Origin of the sequence: Amycolatopsis sp. WGS_07 (assembly GCF_045278895.1) — a bacterium.
Classification (GTDB): domain Bacteria; phylum Actinomycetota; class Actinomycetes; order Mycobacteriales; family Pseudonocardiaceae; genus Amycolatopsis.
On record NZ_CP136053.1, the window covers coordinates 10,178,094 to 10,197,759 of the forward strand.

Annotated in this window: 16 protein-coding genes and 2 tRNA genes; 8 read left to right on the forward strand and 10 right to left on the reverse strand. The window is 69.6% G+C overall.

The window, feature by feature from the left end; translation table 11 throughout:
* Positions 1-45: 45 nt before the first annotated feature.
* Positions 46-939, reverse strand: a complete 894-nt coding sequence (locus tag RPX00_RS47620; protein ID WP_406636093.1) for an NADP-dependent oxidoreductase — start codon at positions 937-939, stop codon at positions 46-48.
* Positions 940-1,033: 94 nt separating this feature from the next.
* On the opposite strand from RPX00_RS47620, the gene RPX00_RS47625 reads away from it, so the two are divergent.
* Together RPX00_RS47625 and RPX00_RS47630 are read left to right on the forward strand one after the other, a co-directional pair.
* Positions 1,034-2,746, forward strand: coding sequence for a CocE/NonD family hydrolase (locus RPX00_RS47625; protein WP_406636095.1), 1,713 nt, complete (start codon positions 1,034-1,036; stop codon positions 2,744-2,746).
* Positions 2,743-3,096: a putative quinol monooxygenase gene (locus tag RPX00_RS47630; protein ID WP_406636097.1), complete on the forward strand. Its 354-nt coding sequence runs from the start codon at positions 2,743-2,745 to the stop codon at positions 3,094-3,096. The genes RPX00_RS47625 and RPX00_RS47630 overlap by 4 nt, the downstream gene beginning before the upstream one ends.
* Positions 3,097-3,150: 54 nt before the next feature.
* On the opposite strand, the gene RPX00_RS47635 is transcribed toward RPX00_RS47630, so the two are convergent.
* From RPX00_RS47635 to RPX00_RS47645, 3 genes are read right to left on the reverse strand one after another with little or no spacing between them, the layout of a single operon-like run.
* Positions 3,151-4,248 carry an alpha/beta hydrolase gene (locus RPX00_RS47635; protein ID WP_406636099.1) on the reverse strand — a complete coding sequence of 366 codons (1,098 nt, stop codon included), beginning with the start codon at positions 4,246-4,248 and terminating at the stop codon, positions 3,151-3,153.
* Between the two features lie 26 nt (positions 4,249-4,274).
* The gene (locus RPX00_RS47640; RefSeq protein ID WP_406636101.1) at positions 4,275-5,135 is read right to left on the reverse strand and encodes a hypothetical protein; all 861 of its coding nucleotides are present in this window, start codon (positions 5,133-5,135) and stop codon (positions 4,275-4,277) included.
* 30 nt (positions 5,136-5,165) lie between these two features.
* Complete coding sequence (locus RPX00_RS47645; RefSeq protein ID WP_406636102.1) at positions 5,166-5,402, reverse strand: hypothetical protein; 237 nt, start codon at positions 5,400-5,402, stop codon at positions 5,166-5,168.
* 150 nt (positions 5,403-5,552) lie between these two features.
* Between RPX00_RS47645 and RPX00_RS47650 the strand changes: the two genes are divergently transcribed.
* Entirely contained in the window at positions 5,553-7,820 is a 2,268-nt protein-coding gene (locus tag RPX00_RS47650; RefSeq protein ID WP_406636104.1) for a helix-turn-helix domain-containing protein, read from the forward strand.
* On the opposite strand, the gene RPX00_RS47655 is transcribed toward RPX00_RS47650, so the two are convergent.
* Together RPX00_RS47655 and RPX00_RS47660 are read right to left on the reverse strand one after the other, a co-directional pair.
* On the reverse strand, positions 7,792-9,189 hold the full coding sequence (locus RPX00_RS47655; protein ID WP_406636106.1) for an amidase: 1,398 nt from the start codon (positions 9,187-9,189) through the stop codon (positions 7,792-7,794). The genes RPX00_RS47650 and RPX00_RS47655 overlap by 29 nt on opposite strands.
* Before the next feature lie 77 nt (positions 9,190-9,266).
* On the reverse strand, positions 9,267-10,196 hold the full coding sequence (locus RPX00_RS47660; protein ID WP_406636108.1) for a DMT family transporter: 930 nt from the start codon (positions 10,194-10,196) through the stop codon (positions 9,267-9,269).
* Between RPX00_RS47660 and RPX00_RS47665 the strand changes: the two genes are divergently transcribed.
* Complete coding sequence (locus tag RPX00_RS47665) at positions 10,195-11,610, forward strand: PLP-dependent aminotransferase family protein (protein WP_406636109.1); 1,416 nt, start codon at positions 10,195-10,197, stop codon at positions 11,608-11,610. The two genes, RPX00_RS47660 and RPX00_RS47665, sit on opposite strands and share 2 nt — an antisense overlap.
* A 14-nt stretch (positions 11,611-11,624) precedes the next feature.
* Here the strand turns inward: RPX00_RS47665 and RPX00_RS47670 are convergent, their stop codons facing one another.
* Together RPX00_RS47670 and RPX00_RS47675 are read right to left on the reverse strand one after the other, a co-directional pair.
* Positions 11,625-13,127 (reverse strand): class I adenylate-forming enzyme family protein, encoded by a 1,503-nt coding sequence (locus RPX00_RS47670; protein ID WP_406636111.1) that lies wholly within the window; start codon positions 13,125-13,127, stop codon positions 11,625-11,627.
* Positions 13,127-14,032: an alpha/beta hydrolase gene (locus RPX00_RS47675; RefSeq protein ID WP_406636113.1), complete on the reverse strand. Its 906-nt coding sequence runs from the start codon at positions 14,030-14,032 to the stop codon at positions 13,127-13,129. The genes RPX00_RS47670 and RPX00_RS47675 overlap by 1 nt, the downstream gene beginning before the upstream one ends.
* 72 nt (positions 14,033-14,104) lie before the next feature.
* On the opposite strand from RPX00_RS47675, the gene RPX00_RS47680 reads away from it, so the two are divergent.
* Complete coding sequence (locus tag RPX00_RS47680; protein WP_406636115.1) at positions 14,105-14,737, forward strand: TetR/AcrR family transcriptional regulator C-terminal domain-containing protein; 633 nt, start codon at positions 14,105-14,107, stop codon at positions 14,735-14,737.
* 179 nt (positions 14,738-14,916) lie between these two features.
* Here RPX00_RS47680 and RPX00_RS47685 read toward each other — a convergent pair whose 3' ends face one another.
* Positions 14,917-16,734 carry an NAD(P)-binding domain-containing protein gene (locus RPX00_RS47685; protein WP_406636117.1) on the reverse strand — a complete coding sequence of 606 codons (1,818 nt, stop codon included), beginning with the start codon at positions 16,732-16,734 and terminating at the stop codon, positions 14,917-14,919.
* A 153-nt stretch (positions 16,735-16,887) separates the two neighbouring features.
* Between RPX00_RS47685 and RPX00_RS47690 the strand changes: the two genes are divergently transcribed.
* The 3 genes from RPX00_RS47690 (at position 16,888) to RPX00_RS47700 (ending at position 18,339) form a co-directional block, all read left to right on the forward strand.
* The gene (locus tag RPX00_RS47690; RefSeq protein ID WP_406636119.1) at positions 16,888-18,078 is read left to right on the forward strand and encodes a transcriptional regulator; all 1,191 of its coding nucleotides are present in this window, start codon (positions 16,888-16,890) and stop codon (positions 18,076-18,078) included.
* A gap of 83 nt (positions 18,079-18,161) precedes the next feature.
* Positions 18,162-18,233: transfer RNA gene (locus RPX00_RS47695), tRNA-Val, on the forward strand.
* A gap of 34 nt (positions 18,234-18,267) precedes the next feature.
* A tRNA-Val gene (locus RPX00_RS47700) sits at positions 18,268-18,339 on the forward strand.
* 145 nt (positions 18,340-18,484) lie between these two features.
* Here RPX00_RS47700 and RPX00_RS47705 read toward each other — a convergent pair.
* The gene (locus RPX00_RS47705; RefSeq protein WP_406636121.1) at positions 18,485-19,627 is read right to left on the reverse strand and encodes a glycosyltransferase family 4 protein; all 1,143 of its coding nucleotides are present in this window, start codon (positions 19,625-19,627) and stop codon (positions 18,485-18,487) included.
* Positions 19,628-19,666: the final 39 nt, after the last annotated feature.

The window sequence follows — 19,666 nt, forward strand, 5'->3', positions numbered from 1 at the left end:
CGCGGAGGTGCGCAAGCGCGCTGGCGAAAGGCGGTCACCGGCACGTCACACCAGCAGAACCCGGCGGCCGCGAGTGTGCCCGGCCTGGCTGTCCGCGTGCGCCGCCGACGCCTCGGCCAGCGGATAGGACTTGTCCACCGGAATGCGGAGCTTGCCAAGCCCGATCAAGCGCACTGCCTCGGCCAGCGCCTCCGGCATGTTGCCGCCCACACCGGCGAACCGGATGCCCAGCATGGGCGCCTCCAGGTCGGCAATGGTGATCACCTTCTCCGGATCGCCAGTCAGGTCCAGCAGCCCGCGGATCACGCCCGCGCCATTGAGATCCAGCGCCGCGTCGACCTTGCCCAGCTGACGCACCCGGTCGACCCATCCGTCGTCGTACGTGGTCGCGAGCGCGCCCAGGCTTCGCACGTAGTCCTGATTCGCGGGCCCGGCGGTGCCGATCACCTTGATTCCCTTGTCCCGGGCGATTTGCAGGACCGCGGACCCGACGCCGCCCGCCGCGCCGCTCACCAGCAGCGTCTGTCCAGTTTGGACGCCGGACAACCGGATGGTCCGGAGCGCGGTCTCCACCACCGACGGATACCCAGCCGCCTCGGCGAAGCTCAGCCCGTCGGGCAACCGCGCCCAGGACGACAACACGGCGAATTCGGCGTAGGTGTTCGAGCCTCGGCCTAACACCTGGTCGCCGACCGCGATGCCGGTGACGCCCTCGCCCACCTCGTCGACGACGCCGGATGCGTCCTGTCCGACGCCGGAGGGCAGTTCGATCGGGCGGATCCGCCGGAACTGGCCCTCCCGGGTTCGCCAGTCGTGCGGGTTCACCCCCGCCGCGCGCACCGCTACGCGGATTTGGCCGGGGCCGGCGTGGGGTTCGGGCACTTCTGCCAGGTGAAGGACGTCGGGGCCGCCGTATTCGGCGAAGCGCACTGCTTTCATGCACCCAACGTAACAACAACGGTTAGTGTTTTGCAACCGTTAGTGCTACGGTCGGCCGCAGCGAGAACAGCGCTCAGCCGAATGGGAGTTCACCGTGCACAACCCCCGCATCGACGCTGGTATCGAGATGACGACCCGGGACGGCGTCACGCTCGTCGGCGACCTGTACCGGCCGGACGAGGACGGCCGCTGGCCCGTGCTGCTGCACCGCACCCCTTACGACCGCGCGGGCGTGTTCCGGGTCTCCGGGCTCGTCGCCGATCCGGTGTGGCTGGCCCGGCAGGGCTTCGCGGTGCTGGTGCAGGACAGCCGAGGCCGGTTCGGGTCCGGCGGCCAGTTCGACTTCATCACGCAGGAGTACAACGACTCCTCCGACGCCATCGACTGGGCCGCGCAACAGCCTTGGAGCGACGGCAATATCGGCATCTACGGTTCGTCGTACCTGGGCATGACGGTGCTGCAGGCCGTCGCCGCGCGGAACCCGCACCTCAAGGCGGCGGTCGGGCTGATCGGAACCGCCGACATGCGGCACACCGCGCGTCCGGGCGGGCTGTTCGAACTGGGCTTTCTAACCCTGTACGCCCTCGAGATGGCACAGGAAGGTCTGGACCACACCTCGTTGAGCGAGGCCGAGCGGGACCAGGTGCGCAAGTCGCTGGACGAGGCCTTCGCGGACCGTCGGGCCACGGTGAGCCAGCTGCCGCTGGACCGGATCGCCCCGCTCGACGACAGCCGGGTCGCGCCGTCCTGGGCGGATTGGCTGCGTTCGCCGCACGATCCGTTCTGGGACCGGCCCACCCTGCTCACCGAACCGGAGCGGGTCGGCATCCCGTTCCTGCAGATCAGCGGGTACCGGGATTTCACCAGCCCCACCCAGTTCCGGCTCGCGGCCCGGCTGGCGGGCAATGCGCAAGCCAGCCTGATCGCCGGACCGTGGACGCACTCGGGCACCTACAGCGCGTTCGGCGACGTCGGCGCGCGAGTGCTGCCGAACGCCGCGGCCGGGGTGCCGACGTGGAGCCCAGTGCTCGCCGCGTTCTTCGATCGGCACCTCCGCGGCGGCGACGGTTCGGCTTACCCCGCTGCCGCGCCTTATCTGTCCGACCGGGTCAGCTATTTCGTCGGCGGGTCCAACACCTGGGCGCACGCACCCGCGTGGCCGCCGGCAGCGACGGTCGAGGAATGGACGCTCTCCTCCGGCAAGCTGACCCGCGAAGGAGGCCACGGTTCCGGCTCAGACACGTTCACCGCCGACCCGCACGACCCGTTTCCCACACACGGCGGGGTGATCACCTTCGAGGGAGATTCCGCCGCGGTGCCAGGAGGAATTCAGGATCAGCGCGCAGTCGACGGACGCGAGGACGTGCTCATCTATACCAGCGCTCCGCTGACCGAGGCGGTGACGATCGCCGGTCAAGCCGAGTTGATCGCCTTCGTCACCAGCACCGCACCGGACGCCGATGCGTGCGTCACGCTGGTGGACGTCGAACCCGACGGCTTCGCGCTCAACGTCGCCGAAGGCGCGCAACGAGCCCGCTACCGCAACGGCGGCGACACGGACTGGCTCGACGCCGAAGAGCCCAGCCGCGTGACAGTCACCCTCCACGACGTCGCGCACCGCTTCGACCCTGGCCACCGCATCCGGATACAGGTCGCCGGGTTCAGTTTCCCGCGCTACAGCCGCAATCTGCACACTCGCACGGTGCCGGAGTTCGGCACCCTCGACGAGGCGGTCATCGCGCGGCACACCTTGCACCACAACGAAAAGTCACCTTCCGCGCTGCGCCTTCCGGTGCTCGGCGCATGACCGATCAGGAGCTTCCCTTGTCCGAAATCGTGGTCCTCGCCCGTCTCCAGGCCAAGCCGGGTCGCGGCGCGGAACTGCTCGCGCTCTTTTCCGAACTGGTCCCCGAAGTGCTGCGAACCGAGCCGGAAACGCTGCGGTACGCCTTCTACGTCGAACCCGATTCGGAGCCGTTGCGAGTGACGGTGGTCGAGAAGTACCCGTCACGGGCGGCCCTTGACGCACACAACACCGGCGTGCTGACCAACTACCTGCCGAAGCTGCTCGAATTGCTCGACGGTGCACCGGAAACGGTCGAGTTGCGCCCGGCCGACCTGGCGGTCTCGGACAGCACTGGCCGGTTAAGCCTCTAGCCGGAAACGATGGTGCCCCGGACGGAGCGGAGACCACTCCATCCGGGGCACTTCCTACCCGGCAGCAGCGAAAGCTTGCTCCAGCCGGGGGAAATAATCCACCAGGTCCTGCCCCCAGCAGCCAGCTGTGTGCTTGCCCCGGCAGTTCGGTCCCCACGTCTTGCCGTTGCCGTAATCCACGGCGTAGTAAGGATGTCCGGCCTTGTCCAGCGCCGCCTTCATGTTCTGCTGAGCGACCTCCGTGACCGACTCGGCGAACGCCGGTTCGTCCAGGACGACGTTGATCGGGTTGCCGTTGCCGGAGCCGGTGTAGAGCGAAACGCCGACGCTGGCGAGCTTTCCCGCGTTCACGACCGGGCCGTGCGCCAGGGCCGCGGACATGTCGCCGGCCTCGTTGAGCGGCCCGAAGGCGGAGTCGGTCGGCACGGCCGGGCCGAATCCGCTGCCACCGGTCCCCTCGCCGGAGCCGGAAGTGCCCGACATGGCGAAGCCGACGTTGGACAGCGTGCCGCGGATCGCCGTGCGGACCCAGTACAGGTTGAAGTCGATCGCACCGGACAGCGAAACGGCTTGGCTGAACAACTCGGGCCGGTCCTCCGCATAATGCAGGGCGCCGAACCCGCCCATGGACAGTCCGCCGACAGCCCGGCCCGACTTGGCCGCGACGGTGCGGAAGTTGGCGTCGATGAACGGGATCACCTGGTTGAGATGGAAGGTCTCCCAGTTCTGCGCCCCGGCCGCGGTGTCCTGGCGGACCCAGTCGGTGTACCAGCCGCGCAGCCCGCCGTCGGGCACCACGGTGATCACCTTCTGGCTGGCCAGCATCGCCGGGTACGCCAGATGCGGGTTGCTCGGATCGTCGCCGACCCCGTGCAGGAAGTAGAACACCGGGTAGCGCGTGCTGGTTTCGGTGTAATAGCTGCTCGGGACGATGACGCGGATGTGGTGCTGTCCCGCGACCGCCGGAGTCGTCACGGTGAGGACGAAGTTGGTGGCGGTGCCCTGAGCCGTCCCGACCTGGGTGAGGCCGTAGCCGTCGGTCAAGGCCGGCGGGGCGGGGTCGGCGTGCGCGGCGGGGCCGGTGAAGGCGACGGCCAGCACCGCCGCGGCCGCGGACACCACGGCGCGCGTACGCGTAAGCAACGGTCTCATGGTCACTTTCTCGGTAGCGGGACGGTTCACGGGTTCTGGGTCACGTGGAAACCGGCGCCGTAGGTGCCGGGGTGCGCGGCGTCGCGGGCGCGCAGGTCGGCGAGGATGTTCGCCGAGCTGGTGTAGACGTACTGCGGAACGCCCAGGATGACGGCCTTCGTGATGCCCGCCCACGGGCCGGCCGCCTGGAAGTTGTTGCTCTGCCCGGGGTATTCGGTGCCGGGCACGTGCCAGATCGCCGGTCCGCCGGAGTCGCCGCCCTGGTGCTTGGCCCACGACTGGTAGACGCCGTTCGAGTTGTTGGTGACCCGGCCGTACCAGACGCCGAGCTGGCCCGAGACCACCAGTTCGTTGGTGTTGTTCAGCGCGGCGCCGAGCAGGCGCTCGTTGTCCAGCGCCGGGTTCAGCGCGTTGGGGCTGGCCTGCCCGCCGGGAACCTCCAGCTCGCCGGTCTGCTTCAGGTACGGCCCCTGCGACGAGAGCGTCACCGACGGCACCAGCTCGATGATCATGTAATCCTTGGTCGGGTGGCCGGTCATCGAGCCTTCGCGGTCCTTGAAGTACCGCACGTAGCCGATCGGGCCGAACCCGGTGTCGCCCCGGTCGTAGACCGGCGCGATGTTCTCCGGGATGTCCCGGTCGGAGTACTTCTGCCCGGGCGCGTCGGCGAGGCAGTGCCCCGCCGAGACGGCGATCTTCCGGTCGTACTTGTCGGTGCCGACCGCCCCGATCGTGCAGAAGTGGTCGGGGCTGTTCGGGTCGAACAGGATCTGCATCGAGTTGAAGACCCGTTTCGCCGCCGCGGCCGAGGCGGTGGCCGTCCCGGTGACCGCCAGGACGAGCACCGCGATCACGGCGAGGAGGAAACTGTTTCGTCGGGTGCGCACGCACGCTCCTTGTTTGTCGGGTTCTCTGCTTTACGGCGCCTGGTACCGGCAGACGGCTACCGCCACCAAGATCAGCAGCAGCACGCCCGCCAGCACCAGGCAGCCCACCCCGCCGCCGGTCGGCCGGCGCTCCGCCTGCCCCACTGGCGGAACGCCGGGATGGCACTCGGCGTAGTGCCGCGCCAGCTTCTCGGCGCCCGGCGACCGCGTGAGCCAAGGCGTCCGGTAGCCGCATTCGCCGCACCAATACCGGAAATCGGCGGCCATGTCTCTCCGATGACGAGGGTGGCCGGTCTGGGGATCCGGCCCCGCCGATCGTGGCGTTCGCGCAGGTCGTCGCACCAGAGCACAAGCCGGTCATAGCTGACCGGCCGGACCGGTAAGCTCGCCGGAGGGCAAGAGTGAGGGGTCTGCGCGGTGACGAGCCGGGCCGGGGTTCTGCTGCGCGAGATGCGCCGCCGGGCGGGGTTGACGCAGGAGCAGCTGGCGGAGCGCGCCGAGGTCAGCGTGAGCACCATCCGGCGGCTGGAGAACGGCAAACCCATCGATCCGCGGATGGGCACCGTGAAGCTGCTCGCCGAAGCTTTGGGGACCACGGCGGCCGAACGTCGCGCGCTGCTGGCCGAGTTCGGCGCGTCCCCCGATCCGGAGGAGAGCGAGCCGCCGCGGACCCGGAACGCGCTGCCCGCCGCCGCGGGGCAGTTCGCCCAGGTGGTCATGTCTCGCTGGCAACGCGAGGAAGAGCAACGCCGCGTCCACGACCCGTTCCCGCTGCCGGTGCGCTGGCAGCAGGCCCCGGCGCGGCTGACCGATCGCTGGGACAACATCCGCGGCGTCCGGCCGGGCGGCACGTCCGAACCGCTGGACCTGACCGGCGAACTGGACGACATCGCCGCGGTCTACCGGCGCATTCCGTCCGGACGGCTGGTGGTGCTGGGCCGGGCCGGCTCCGGCAAGACGATCCTGACGCTGCGGTTCGTGCTGGCCTGCCTCCGGACCCGCTCGGCTCACGACCCGGTGCCGACGATCTTCAACCTCGGTTCGTGGGACCCGGCGGCGCACACCCTGCGGGACTGGCTGATCGAACGGCTGCCTCAGGATTACCCCGACTATCCCGGCCTGACCGCTTCGGTGGCCGCCGAACTGGTCGAAACCGGAAGCATCCTCCCGGTGCTGGACGGGTTCGACGAGATCGCCGCCGGACTGCACGCCGCCGCGCTGGCCGCGCTCAGCGCGACCTCGCTGCCGTTCGTGCTGACCAGCCGCCCGGACGAGTACGCGCGAGCGGTCGCCGCGACCGACGTGCCGACCGCGGCCGCCGGCGTGGAACTGCTCGACCTCATCCCGGCCGACGTCGCCCACTACCTGCCCCGCACCACCCGCCGAACCTCGGGCGGCGGAAACCTGTGGGACCCGGTGCTCGCTGAACTGCGCGCCTGTCCGGACGGGCCCCTGGCCGCCGCGTTGAGAACGCCGTTGATGCTGGTTCTCGCCCGGACCGTCTACAGCGACGTCCCCGGCCACGACCCGGCGGTCTTGCTCGACGGCACCCGGTTCCCGACGTCCGACGCCCTCGAAGACCACCTGCTCGCCAGCTTCGTGCCCACCGTCTATCAGCACCGGCCCCCGCAGCCGGCCCGCCCGCACCGGAACTGGGATCCCGAACGCGCCCAGCGGTGGCTGGGCTATCTCGCCCAGCACGTGGGCCAGCTCGACGGCGGCCAGGACCTGGCGTGGTGGCGGCTGGGCGGTTCGCTGCGCCGTTCGTCGCGCATCCTCGCCGTCGTCGCGGCTTCGACGCTGGCCATCGCCCTGCTGAACTGGCTCGTCTTCGTTCCGCTCGACCTCGTCAGCCGGGGGACCGCGTTCACCTTCCGCGCCGGGCTGATGGACGGGCTCCTGATCGGCCCGATGGTCGGGCTGGCCTTCGGTCTGGTCTACGGCCTCGTGATCGTGTGCCGGGGAAGAACGGTCGAGCCCTCGCGAGTGCAGATCCGATTACGGGGACGACATCGAACCGGCAGGCAGTTCTTCCACGCCTACGCCGCCCGGCTCGGCGCCGCTCTGCTGGGCGGCTTCGTGATCGGGCTCGGCTACGGCCCGGTGAACACCGCGTTGCACGGGCTGCTCTTCGGTTTTCCTTCGGACGGCAGGACAATCATCGGGAAGATGCTCGTCCCCACACTGGTCTACGGACTCATTTTCGGGCTCGCCGCCGGGCTGGTGTTCGGGCTGATCGCCGCGCTGGAGATCCCGCTGGACGTCGGCTCGGCCGCCACCCCGCTCGGCCTGCTGGCCACGAACCGCACGACCGCGTTGCGGCAGTTGCTCATTCTCGTTCCGGCCGTCGCGCTCGCGATCGCTTTCGGCGGCTGGCTGCTGGTCGAACTCCTTCAACGGCCGTTGGGCCCGCTCCGCTGGCCGTTGTCTTCGGGCTTGCTCATCGGCACTGTCGGCGGTCTAGGCGGCGGACTCTCGTACGTGCTGGCGTTCACCGCCTGGGGACAGTGGGTGCTGCTGTCCCGCGTCTGGCTGCCGTTGACCGGCCGGTTGCCTTGGGCGGTAACGACTTTTCTGGACGACGCGTATCAGCGCGGGGTGCTGCGCCAGGCTGGCGCGGTGTACCAGTTTCGCCACGCGCGGCTGCAGGAGCACCTCAGCCGTGAGTTCCGGACGCACGCCTGATGTCTGGGCGCCGGTCTCGCCACGGTGCCACGGCCTCCAACTGCGCCGCGACCCGCAACAGCATGTCCTCTCGCCCGGGCGCGGCAACGAGCTGCACCCCGATCGGCAGCCCAGCGGAACTTGTGTGCAGCGGAAGGGAAATCGCGGGCTGACCGGTGAAGTTGGCGAACGGCGTGAACGGTGCGAACTGCTGAGCCCGTCCCAATGGAGCCAGCGGGTCCGCCGGATCGGAACTGAGCGCGCCAGCCGGCAGCGGCGGTTCGGCCAGCGTCGGGGTGAGCAGGAGGTCGTGGTCCGCCCACCAGTCCACAACGGACCGGGCGAACCCAGCGACGCCGTCGACCGCGGCCTGCCGATCCGCCGCGGTCACCTCGGCGCCCAGCGCGCCGAGCGTCCAGTTGAGCGGTTCGACGTCCGCTTCGGTGACCTCGCGGCCCAGCTGGCGCCCGAGTTCGCCGAGCACCGAAGCCATGCCTGAGGTCCAGAACGCCGCGAACAGCCCGTCCAGCGTCGAGTCGCCCAGCGCGGCCGGGAAACCGGGTTCGACGTGATGTCCCAGCGATTCCAGCAGCCGAGCCGCCGAACGCGCGGCCTCGGCGCAGTCCGCGTGCACCGGTGCACCGTCGGGCCGGGTGTCGAGCAGACCGACGCGCAGCCGTCCCGGAGCGACGCCCAGCTCGACAGCTGTGTCGTCACGCGCGATACCCAGCAGCAGCGCGGTGTCCCGCACCGACCGCGTCACGGCCAGTTCGCTGATCAAGTCCCACACCGAACTCGCGCCCTGCCCGCTCGTCCGCGACGGCTTGAACCCGACCAGCCCGCAGCAGGACGCCGGGATGCGGATCGATCCCGCGGCGTCGGTGCCGTGCGCGGCAGGCACCATCCCCGCCGCCACCGCGGCCGCGGCGCCACCGCTGGACCCGCCGGGCGAAAGCACGGTGTCCCACGGGTTTCGAGTCGCTCCCCACGCCGCGGACTCCGCGGCGGGAACCGTGCCGAACTCGCTGCACGCCGTCCGTCCGGCGAAAACCAGCCCAGCCGCGCGGAACCGCGCCACCAGCGGGCTGTCCGCCGGGGCAGGCCGGGCCGACGCCTTGAGCGCGACGTTCCCGTTGGTGCACACCTGCCCGGCGACCTCGGTGAACAAATCCTTGACCAGGAACGGAACACCGGCGAGCGGCCCCGCCGGATCCGCCTCGCGCGCCTGGTCGAAATACCGCAGCGGGACCGCGCCGAGGGCCGGATCGAACCGCTCGATGCGTTCGATCGCCGCCTCGACGAGTTCGCCTGCCTTCACCTCCCCCGACGCCACCAGCGCGGCCTGCTCGGTCACGTCGAGCCAACGGGTCTGTTCGGCGAGGGAGGTCACCTCTCCGTTCTAGCCCGGGCAGCGGACCGGCGACGACGAACGCTGCCCGGCCGGACGAGATCCGTGCCCAGGAGACCTCAGCCGACCGGAGGCCGCGCGGCCCGCACTCGCACCGCGCTGCCCGCGCAGGCGATCACCGCCACGCCGCCCAGAATCGTCTGCCAGGTAAGCTGTTCGCCCAGGAATACCGCCGCCCACGCCAGGCTCAGCACCGGCTGCACCAACTGCACCTGGCTGACCTGAGTCATCGGGCCAAGGCCCAATCCCCGGTACCACGCGAAGAAGCCCAGGTACATGCTCACCACCGCCAGATACGCGAACGCGGCCCACTCCCCGACTGTCGCGTGTGGAGGGTGACTCGCCGTCGACACCACGGTCAGCGCGACCATCAACGGCGAAGCGACCACCAGCGCCCACGAAACGGTTTGCCACGCACCCAATTCCCGCGCGAGCAGCCCGCCCTCCGCGTACCCGACCGCGGCAGCCAGCACCGCGCCGAAGAAGAGCGCATCCGACCATTGCACTCCGCTGAGACCGCCGCCTTGCAGGACAGCGAAACCGATCGCGGCGGCGGCACCGACCGCGGCCAGAACCCAGAACGTCGCAGGTGGACGTTCGCTGGTGCGGAGCACCGCTACTACGGCCGTCGCGGCGGGGAGCAACGCGATGACGACGGCACCGTGGCTGGCGGACGCTGTCGTGAGGGCGTAGGAGGTCAGCACCGGAAACCCGATCACCACCCCGCCCGCGACGACCGCGAGGCGAACCCACTGGGCACCGCGCGGGAGACGTTGTTTGGTGACCATCAGCGCGATCGCGGCGAGCACCGCGGCGACCACTGCCCGCGCCGCGCCGATGAACATCGCCGAGAAGCCGTCGTTCTCCACCGCGACCCGGGTGAACGGCATCGTGAACGAGAACGCCACGACGCCGAGCAGGCCCCACCAGAGGCCGGTCCGGGGTAGCGCCGGTGCTACCGGAAGAGTAGCGCTATCCTTCAGTTTCATGTCCGACGATAGCAGCTCCCGGATCGCCTCGACCCTGCGCACGTGGATCAGCACCGCGCCGGCGGGGGCCAAGCTGCCGTCGTCGCGGGAACTGGTCGCGCGGTACTCGGCCAGCCCGGTGACCGTCCAGAAAGCACTGCGCAGCCTGTCTTCCCAGGGCCTGGTGGAAAGCGTGCCGGGCGTCGGCACCTTCGTCCGCGCACTCCCCGCCACCGGATCCGGCGACTACGGCTGGCAGACCGCGGCACTCGGCACCCCCGGGCACCGGCTGCTCAAACCACCCGCGGCCCTGCAGCCGGTATCTACTAACTCAGTAGCGCTTCACTCCGGTTATCCTGACCCGGAGCTGCTCCCGGAGCGCCTGGTCCGGAGCGCGTTCTCCCGAGCGGCCCGGACCGCCGCCCTGGTCGGACGGCCGCCGACCGCGGGCATCCCCGAACTGCAGGCCTGGTTCGCCGCGGAACTCCGCACCGCGACCCCGGCCGGAATCGCCCCGGTGACTCCGCGGGACGTCGTGATCACGCCAGGCAGCCAGAGCGGACTGGTCACCGCGTTCCGCGCACTGGCCGGACCGGGACAGCCGCTGCTGCTGGAGTCGCCGACGTACTGGGGAGCCATCCTCGCGGCGACGAAGGCGGGCGTCGCGGTCGTGCCGGTGCCGAGCGGCCCGAACGGACCGGACCCCGACGTGCTGGCCAGGACGTTCGAGCAAACCGGCGCGCGAGCCTTCTACGCGCAGCCCAGCTTCGCCAGCCCGACCGGCGCGCTGTGGCATCCCGACCTGGCCAGCCGCGTCCTCGACACCGTCCGCCGGCACGGTGCGTTCCTGATCGAGGACGATTCCGCGCACGATTTCGGCATCACCGCGGAACCCCAGCCGCTAGCGGGCCGCGACGACGACGGCCACGTGGTCTACCTCCGTTCCCTCAGCAAAAGCGTCTCCCCCGCGATCCGCGTCGCCGCCCTGATCGCCCGAGGCCCGGCCCGCGACCGGATCCTCGTCGACACGCTGGCGGAGTCGATGTACGTCAGCACCGTGCTGCAGACCGTCGCACTCGACATCGTGACCCAGCCCGCGTGGCGCACCCACCTGCGCCGGGTCCGCCACCAGCTCAAGACCCGCCGCGACCTGCTCCTCGCCGGCCTCCGCGACCACGCGCCTTCGGTGCACGTGGAATCCGTGCCCCAGGGCGGCCTGAACCTCTGGGCACGCCTGCCCGGCACGGTCGACCTGGCCCACGTCGTCCGCGACTGCGAATCCGCCGGCGTGGTCATCGGCTCCGGCGACGAATGGTTCCCCGCCGAACCGACCGGCCGCTTCATCCGGCTCAACTACGCCGGCCCCAACCCCGGCGCATTCGCCGACGCCGCGCACGTGATCCAGGAAGCCGTCGAAGCTAACACCGAGGCTTGAGAGTCCACAAAGGACTAACCCTCCTCCGCCCGCAACGCCGCCTTCTGCACCTTCCCAGCCGGCGTCAACGGCAGCCTGGGCCGAAGCACAATCTGACGCGGCACCTTGTAATCAGCCACCTTCCCCGCGCAGTACTCCTTCAACTCCTCCTCGGTCACCGCCGCATCCTGTGCCGGGACCACGTAATACCGCCCAATCTCCCCCAGAACCGGATCAGGCACGCCGACCCCAGCCGCCAGCAGGACGCCGGGATGCGCGGCCAGCACGTTCTCCACCTCAACGGGATAGATGTTGAACCCGCCCTGGACGAACATGTCCTTCGCCCGGCCGTGCAGCGTCAGGTAACCGGCCTCGTCCGACTGGGCCATGTCACCGGTGTGCAGCCAGCCGTCCGCGTCGATCGCGGCCGCGGTTTCCGTCGGCAGATTGTGGTAGCCAGCCATGATCGACGGCGTCCGGAACAGCAGTTCGCCAGTCTCGCCAGCCGGCAGCGCAGCACCGGACGGCGAGGCGATTTTCGCTTCCACACCAGGGAACGGGACCCCGATCGAACGCTCAGTGGCTTCCGTGCTCGCACCCCACGGCGTCATCACGACAGCACCGGACACCTCGCTCAGTCCGTACAGATTCATCACCGTCGCGTTCGGGAACGCCGCGGTAAGCCGTTGCAGCAGCGCCGGTTCCGCGTTCGCGCCGCCGGTGACCACCACGCGGATCGCCGAGGTGTCGACGCCCGCGAAACGCTCGTGGTTCAGCAGCAAGGTGTGCATCGTCGGCACGCCGACCCACATCGTCAGACCCGCCGTCCGGAACAGCTCTGCGGCGGCACCGGCGTCGAAGGACGGCAACAGCGCCGCCCGGCTCCCGGCGATCAGACAGGCCAGGACGCAGCAGGTGATACCGCTGACGTGGTTCAGCGGAACAGCCACCGGCACCACGTCCTCGGCGCTCAGCTGCAGATGGTCGGCTTCCATGGCGGCAGAAGCCAATTGCCCACGATGGGTCAGCGTCGCACCCTTGGGACGGCCGGTGGTGCCGGAGGTGTAGATGATCATCACCGGGTCGTCCTCGGCCACCGCCGCCGAGGCCGCGTCCAGCGCCGCGCGGTCCGGCTCCGCCGCGCCCAGGTCCGCGAAAGTCGCGACGGACACCCCGGGCAGCCGCAGATCTCCCAGCAGGGCAAGGAAATCGACGTCGCCCGCCGAAGGTTCGGTGACCACCAGACGCGCACCGGAGTCGGCGAGGATGTGCGCGAACTCCGTTTCCCGGTATCGCGGGCTCAACCCCACCACCGCCGCGCCGATCTTCGCGGCGGCGAAGTACACCGCGAGCCACTCCGGCGTCGTCCGCCCGTTGACCGCGATCCGGTCGCCGCGCAGCACGCCCCGCCGCAGGAAATCCGCGGCGATCCGGTCCGACCACGCGTCCATCTCGGAGAACCGGAGGTCGCGGGAACCGGCCGTCCAGCCGACGGCGTCCGCGGCGGCGGTGCGGAGCAGGTCGTGAATACGCGTCATCACTCGTCCTCACTGGTCAGGTGGGCGGCGAGGAAGCCGAGCTGATCCGCGACGACCTTGTCGACCACAGGCGGATGGTAGACGGTGAAGTGATCCGCGTCGTAGTGCCGCAGCACCGCCCGCGGCGCGTCGCGGGCCACGGCGGCGGCGATCGACGGGTCGATGAGGTTCTCGCGATCACACGCACAGATCAGCAATGGACACTGCACGCGCGAGGCCTGCGCGGCGGCGTTGTAGAACACCATGTCCAACCCGGACGCGGCGGTGATCCGGTTGTCGAACTCGTAGCCGTCCGGCGTGACCGATGCCCAGCCTTCCAGCGCACCGGGCTGGTTGACGAACGCCAGCTCGCCGGGCCGGCCGACCAGCCGGACGTACCGGCGCGGCAAGCGCAACGCCGACCGCAGCAGATCGGAGACGATCGGCCAGGTGAACCGCGCGAGGTGCCGCGGCCCGGCTCGCGCGACGACGGCCCGGCCGCTGAACACCGAACACTGCACCACCGCCGCGGCCAGCGACGGATGCCGAGCCGCCGCCGCGAGCACGTGACTGGCGCCGAAAGACGTGCCCCACAACGCGATCCGGTCAGCGTCGATCTCGGGCCGGGACCGGGCGAACGCCAGCGCCGCGTCGACATCCTCGGCGTAGCGGCGCTGGCTGACCAGCTGCCGCGGCACGCCGCCGGACTCGCCGAGATGCCGGAAGTCGAAGGCCAGCACGGCGAAACCCGCTGCGGCGAACCAGGTTTCGTACTGCGCGAGCATCATCTCGTGCGTCGCGCCGCCGCCGTGCACGAGCACGACCGCCGGATGCGGCCCCGGCCGGTCCAGGAAAGTCAGCCAAGCCGCGCACTGGTCGCGGCCGGAACGGAAAGCGGTGCGGAGGGTGGTGGTGCGGAGGGTCATCTCGGTCTCCCATCAAGTACCGTGTACGTGAACTCAGTTAAACACGTACCTTGTACTTAATCAAGGAGAATCATGCCCGCACCGCGGAAGTTCTCGCGCGGACGGCTGGTGACCGCCGCCCTCGCCTTGGTCGACGCCGCCGGACTGGACGGGCTGACGATGCGCAGCCTCGCGACCGAACTGGGCACCGGGCCGATGACGATCTACAACTACGTCAACGGCCGGGACGGGCTGGAACAACTCGTCACCGAAGCGGTGATGGCGGAGGCGACCTGGCCGGACCCGTCCGACGACTGGCGCGAAGACGTCCGCGCCGTCGCCGAGGGAATGTGGCGGGCGGTGCGGGCGCATCCGCACGCCATCCCGCTGATCCTGACCCGCCGCACCTTCGACCTGCCGACGCTGCGGCCGGCCGAGGCGCTGGTGCGGGCACTGGCCCGCAGCGGGCGGTCCGGGACCGAACTGCTGGTCGCGTTCCGCACCGTGTCCGCCTTCGTGGCCGGCTTCGCCCAGGCCGAACTGGCCGGTCCGCTCTCGCGCGACCTGGACGCCATGGAGACCACCGACCGGCTCGAAGACCTGGACGAAGCCGAGTTCACCGGTCTGCTCGAAATCGCCGAGGCGGCCGTGACGAGCGATCCGGAAGCCGAGTTCGCCGCCGGAATGCGCATCGTGCTGGCCGGGCTGGAAGGAAAAACCCGCTGACGACCAAAGCCCCGAAACGCGAAGCGGCGCAGGATGTTCGCCCGAGACCGAAGTGCCCCGCCTCTCCTGGCAGCGGAACCGGGTCGTCGTCCGTGAAGGACCCCTTGAAGGAATCTGATTCCCTCAAGGGGTCCTTCACGGACCTGCCGATCCGGTCCCTGGCTAGCCGCCCGCGTCGCTCAAGACAGGTGATGCACGTCCTGCAACCCGTACACCGGCGTCTCCAGCCCCTCGAACCGAGCCTTCAGCTGCAACGCCAGATACAGCGAGTAATGCCGCGACTGGTGCAGATTCCCGCCGTGGAACCACAAACCCTCCTGCTGGGTGGGCTTCCACATGTTGCGCTGCTCGCCCTCCCACGGGCCGGGGTCCTTCGTCGTGTCCGACCCGAGGCCCCAGCATTTGCCGACCCGGTCCGCGGTTTCCTGCCCGACCAGATCGGCGACCCAGCCGTTCATCGACCCGTAGCCAGTCGCGTAGACGACGACGTCGGCCTCCAGTTCGGTCCCGTCGGAGAGCACCACCGAGTTCGCGGTCAGGTGGTCGACCTGGCCGTGCGCGAGCTTGATGCTGCCGTTGGCGACGAGTTCCGAAGCGCCGACGTCGATGTAGTAGCCCGAGCCGCGGCGCAGGTACTTCATGAACAGGCCGGAGCCGTCGTCGCCCCAGTCGTGTTTGAACCCGGCCGCTTCGAGGCGCGCGTAGAAGTCCGCGTCGCGCTCGCGGATCGCTTGGTACACCGGGATCTGGAACTCCGGCATGATCCGGTACGGGATCGACGCGAAGATCAAGTCAGCCTTCTCGGTGGTGACGCCCGCGGCCAGCGCCCGCTCCGAATACAGGTCCCCGAGGCCAAGATCCATCAGCGAATCCGACTTCACGATGTGCGTGGACGAACGCTGCACCATCGTCACGTCCGCGCCGTGCTCCCACAGCGCCGCGCAGATGTCGTGCGCCGAGTTGTTCGACCCGACGACGACCGCCTTCTTGCCCGCGTACGCGTCCGGCCCCGGATGCTGCGACGAGTGGTGCTGATCGCCCTCGAACTCGTCCATTCCGGGGAACGACGGCAGATTCGGCTTCCCGGACATCCCGGTCGCGAACACGACGTGCCGCGGCGTGAGGACCACCTGCTCGCCGTCCCGGTCCACGGTGACGTGCCACTGCTTCGCGTCGTCGTCCCACGCCGCGGAGGTGACCGCCGAACGCGTCCAGTACGGCACTTCCATCAGCCGCGTGTACATCTCGAGCCAGTCCGCGATCTTGTCCTTCGGCGCGAACACCGGCCAGTTCTCCGGGAACGGCAGATACGGCAGGTGGTCGTACCAGACCGGGTCGTGCAGGCAGAGGTTCTTGTACCGCTTGCGCCACGAATCGCCCGGCCGGTCGTTGCGCTCCACCACCAGCGCGGGCACGCCGAGCTGGCGCAGCCGGGCGCCGAGCGCGATCCCGCCCTGCCCGCCGCCGATCACGACGACGTAGGGCTGCTGGTCGTAGCCGAGCGTCTCCTGCTCCTCGGCCCGTTTCTCCGCCCACGAACGGCGGCCGCGGACCACGCCGTGCTCGACGCCCTTGGGCCGCCGTTCCCGCTGCGACTCCTCGAACCCCTTCAGCTCGCGCAGGCTGGTGAGCAGCGTCCACGCGCCTTCTTCCTTCAGCCGCAGATGCCCTTTCGCGCGCCCGGCCGCGGTCTCGAATTCGATCCACGCTTCGGTGACGCCATTGGCCTCAGTGGCCGGTTCGGAGGTGCGGAACCCGCTCGGGTCGGTCGTCTCCAGACAGCCGCCGAGCAGACCGGCCACCCCGTCGCGGCCCTCGACGGTCTTGAGGTTCCAGGTGAACGAAACCAAGTCGCGCCAATAGGAATCGACGGCGAACAGCGCCGCGGCGGCCTCGACGTCGCGGGCGGTCAGCGCGGCCTCGAACCGGGCCAGCCAGTCCTCGACCCGGGCCTGCGGCGTACTCGCCTCCGCGATCCGGTCGACTGTCTGTGTCATCGCTACTCCTCGGACGTCGCTGTCGTGGTGTAGCGCCGATCACACTCCCCCGGCGAAGGGCCCGGCAAGGGTTGCAGCGAGTTGCACGCGCCGGTGCATGGAAACATCGGCGCAGGTCACCTATGCTGGGCGGCTAACGCGACGGTGCGGGAGGTGACTGTGGTGGTGCACAGTGCGGTGCCTCCGGGCCGCAACCTGCCCACCCACGCCCGCGACCTCGTCCGGATGCACGAAGCGGTCATCGGCGGCAGCCGTCCCGCGGTGCCGCCGCGGCCGCTCGTCTCGCGCTCCTGGTCCCGCGTGCTGAGCCTCGGCCTCACCGCCGACGGGATGAACGCCCGCGACTCAGTGCCCGGCGAAGAGGTCGAACGCCGCAGGCACGGCTCGCCGCTGCGGCACATCATCGAAGACCTCCGCCAGGTCGTCGGCGCGACCTCCGATTCGGCGCACATGCTCCTGGTGGTCACCGACGCGGACGGCATCATCCTGTGGCGCGAAGGCTCCTCGGCCGTCCGGCGGAAGGCGGACACGCTCGGCTTCACCGAAGGGTCCGAGTGGACCGAATCCCGCGTCGGCACCAACGCGATCGGCACCGCGCTCGCCGAGGCCGCGCCGATCGAACTGCTCGCCGGCGAACACTTCGAGCAGAACCAGCACCCGTGGTACTGCACCGCCTCGCCGATCCACGACCCGCGCACCGGCGAACTGCTCGGCGTCATCGACGTCAGCGGCCCGGCGCTGACCCTGCACCCGGCGATCGGCGCGCTCGTCGAAACCGGCAGGCGGCTGGCCGAGTCCGAACTCTGGCGCACCCACCGCCAGCGCCTCGAACGACTGCGCCAAATGGCTGAACCTGTCCTCGTTTCCGGCCCCGCGCTGGTCGTGGACGAGGACGGCTGGGTCGCACACAGCGTCGGCGTCTCCGCGGGCGAACGCATCGCCGCCCCCAAAGCCGGTCAGGTCGTCGCCGTCCCCGGCCTCGGCGCCTGCCTCCCCGAACCGATCGCCGACGGCTGGCTGGTCCGCCCCGCCAGCACCGCCCGCGCCGTCCGGCTCGAGCTCGACCTCACCCCCGCTCCCCTGCTGAGCCTCCAAGCAGGCGACACCGGCTGGCGGCGCCCCGTCACCAAACGGCACGCGGAAATCCTGGTCCGCCTCCACAAGGCAGGCCGCGAAGGCCTGTCCGCGGTCGCGCTGAGCCACGCCCTCTACGGCGACGCCGACCACCTGGTCACCGTCCGTGCCGAGGTCTCCCGCCTGCGCCGCCTGCTCGGCGCCATCGTCGACACCCGCCCCTACCGCCTGGCCGACGGCGTGCGGATGACTGTCCACGCAGGACAGTGACCAGCGGCGTCGCCAAAACCGGGCCCCCCGTGCAGCGTCGCCGAGGCGTCCGCTAATGTTTACGACACGTTGCACAGCAGCACGCGCGATTAGCTCAGCGGGAGAGCGCTTCCCTGACACGGAAGAGGTCACTGGTTCAATCCCAGTATCGCGCACTCCAGTCCACCCCAGGCTGGTGCGTTGCACAACGGGCGATTAGCTCAGGGGGAGAGCGCTTCGTTCACACCGAAGAGGTCACTGGTTCGATCCCAGTATCGCCCACGTCCGACGCTCGAGGCGAGGTGTGCCCGCAGATTGCGCGGGCCGTCTCGCCTCGGAGTGTTTTCTGGGGGTGCAACCCCCAGGCCCCGCCCGGCGGGGCTTCGCCCCCCGGACCCCCCGCCTTGGTTTCGTTTCGTAGGTGCGTTCATTCTGCTAGGAGGGCCAGGATTGCTTGGGCGGTTGCCGTCAGGGTTTTTGTTTGGCTTGCCTCGGTGAACCAGGCGTAGGTTGATTTTCGCAGGAGGGTGCCTGCGGAGATCACTTCGGCTATTGCGTTGCCTAGGGTTTCTGGGGTTGTGGACGCGGCGATTTGGCCGTTGATGCCTTCTTCGATTAGTTCGGTGGAGGCGTTTCCGTTGCCTGCTACCAGGACTACTGGGGTGGCTGCGGCGCACGCTTCTACTACGACTAGGCCGTAGCCTTCTCTGGCGGATGGGTTTACTACGCAGGCTGCGTTGCGGATGGCGGCGTCTAGTTCGGGTTGGCTGACGAAGCCTGGCAGGTCGATGACGGCGGTTAGGCCTAGGCGGTTGATTTCGGCTTGCACCAAAGCTTTTGTTGGGCCGTCGCCGTAGATGGTGGCGGTTAGGGCGGGTAGGTGGGTTCTTGCGGCGGCGATTGCGGCGGGGAGGGTTTCTACTCGCTTGTCTGGGATGTGGCGGCCGATGTAGATCGCTCGTGGTGGGGCGGTGAAGTTTGGGGGCGGTGTGTCTGCGACGTCGATTAGGCCTGGGCTGATGAGCGGGGCGGTGCGCAGGCCTGCGGTTTTCAGGCGGTTGGCGGAGAGTTGTGAGTGGCAGGTGGCGATGGGGCTTAGGCGGGCGGCTAGGTGTTGTAATGCCGTGGCGATTCGGCCGGTGACGGGGCCTGCGTATTCGCGCCATTGTGCTGGTTCCCATACTTCTAGCCAGTCCGCGGCGATGATGACGTTGCTGCCTGCCAGAGCTGCTCTCGTTGCCAGCACGTTGGTGGTTGGCAAGGCGCTTACTAGCACCGCGTCGTAGGCGGTTCGGTGGCGGAGCAGGTGGGTGAAGAGTCCGCGGGCGTAGCGGAGTGCTGGGCCGGGGCGGCGGGTGCCGTTGACGTCGTACAACTCCTGGTCCGCGTTGACCGCCACGATCCGGATTCCGTCGATGATCGGCGGCTCGGCCTCCGGCCAGAAGCGTCTGGTCAGGTAGGTCACGTCGTGGCCAGCGGCGGCGAACTCCTCGGCGAAGCGGCGGTACTGGCGTTCGCCGCCGCCCTTCGACCAGGGGAACAGGCAGTCGTAGGCGATGGCGATGCGCACCACGGGGTTCCTCCGCTTCGCGAGCGAACCGACGGACGG

Excerpts from the sequence above, each read along its gene's own strand:
- RPX00_RS47620 (WP_406636093.1), bottom strand. The coding sequence starts at position 939 with ATGAAAGCAGTGCGCTTCGCCGAATACGGCGGCCCCGACGTCCTTCAC.
- RPX00_RS47630 (WP_406636097.1), top strand. The coding sequence starts at position 2,743 with ATGACCGATCAGGAGCTTCCCTTGTCCGAAATCGTGGTCCTCGCCCGT.
- RPX00_RS47635 (WP_406636099.1), bottom strand. The coding sequence starts at position 4,248 with ATGAGACCGTTGCTTACGCGTACGCGCGCCGTGGTGTCCGCGGCCGCG.
- RPX00_RS47645 (WP_406636102.1), bottom strand. The coding sequence starts at position 5,402 with ATGGCCGCCGATTTCCGGTATTGGTGCGGCGAATGCGGCTACCGGACG.
- RPX00_RS47665 (WP_406636109.1), top strand. The coding sequence starts at position 10,195 with ATGTCCGACGATAGCAGCTCCCGGATCGCCTCGACCCTGCGCACGTGG.
- RPX00_RS47660 (WP_406636108.1), bottom strand. The coding sequence starts at position 10,196 with ATGAAACTGAAGGATAGCGCTACTCTTCCGGTAGCACCGGCGCTACCC.
- RPX00_RS47670 (WP_406636111.1), bottom strand. The coding sequence starts at position 13,127 with ATGACGCGTATTCACGACCTGCTCCGCACCGCCGCCGCGGACGCCGTC.
- RPX00_RS47675 (WP_406636113.1), bottom strand. The coding sequence starts at position 14,032 with ATGACCCTCCGCACCACCACCCTCCGCACCGCTTTCCGTTCCGGCCGC.
- RPX00_RS47680 (WP_406636115.1), top strand. The coding sequence starts at position 14,105 with ATGCCCGCACCGCGGAAGTTCTCGCGCGGACGGCTGGTGACCGCCGCC.
- RPX00_RS47685 (WP_406636117.1), bottom strand. The coding sequence starts at position 16,734 with ATGACACAGACAGTCGACCGGATCGCGGAGGCGAGTACGCCGCAGGCC.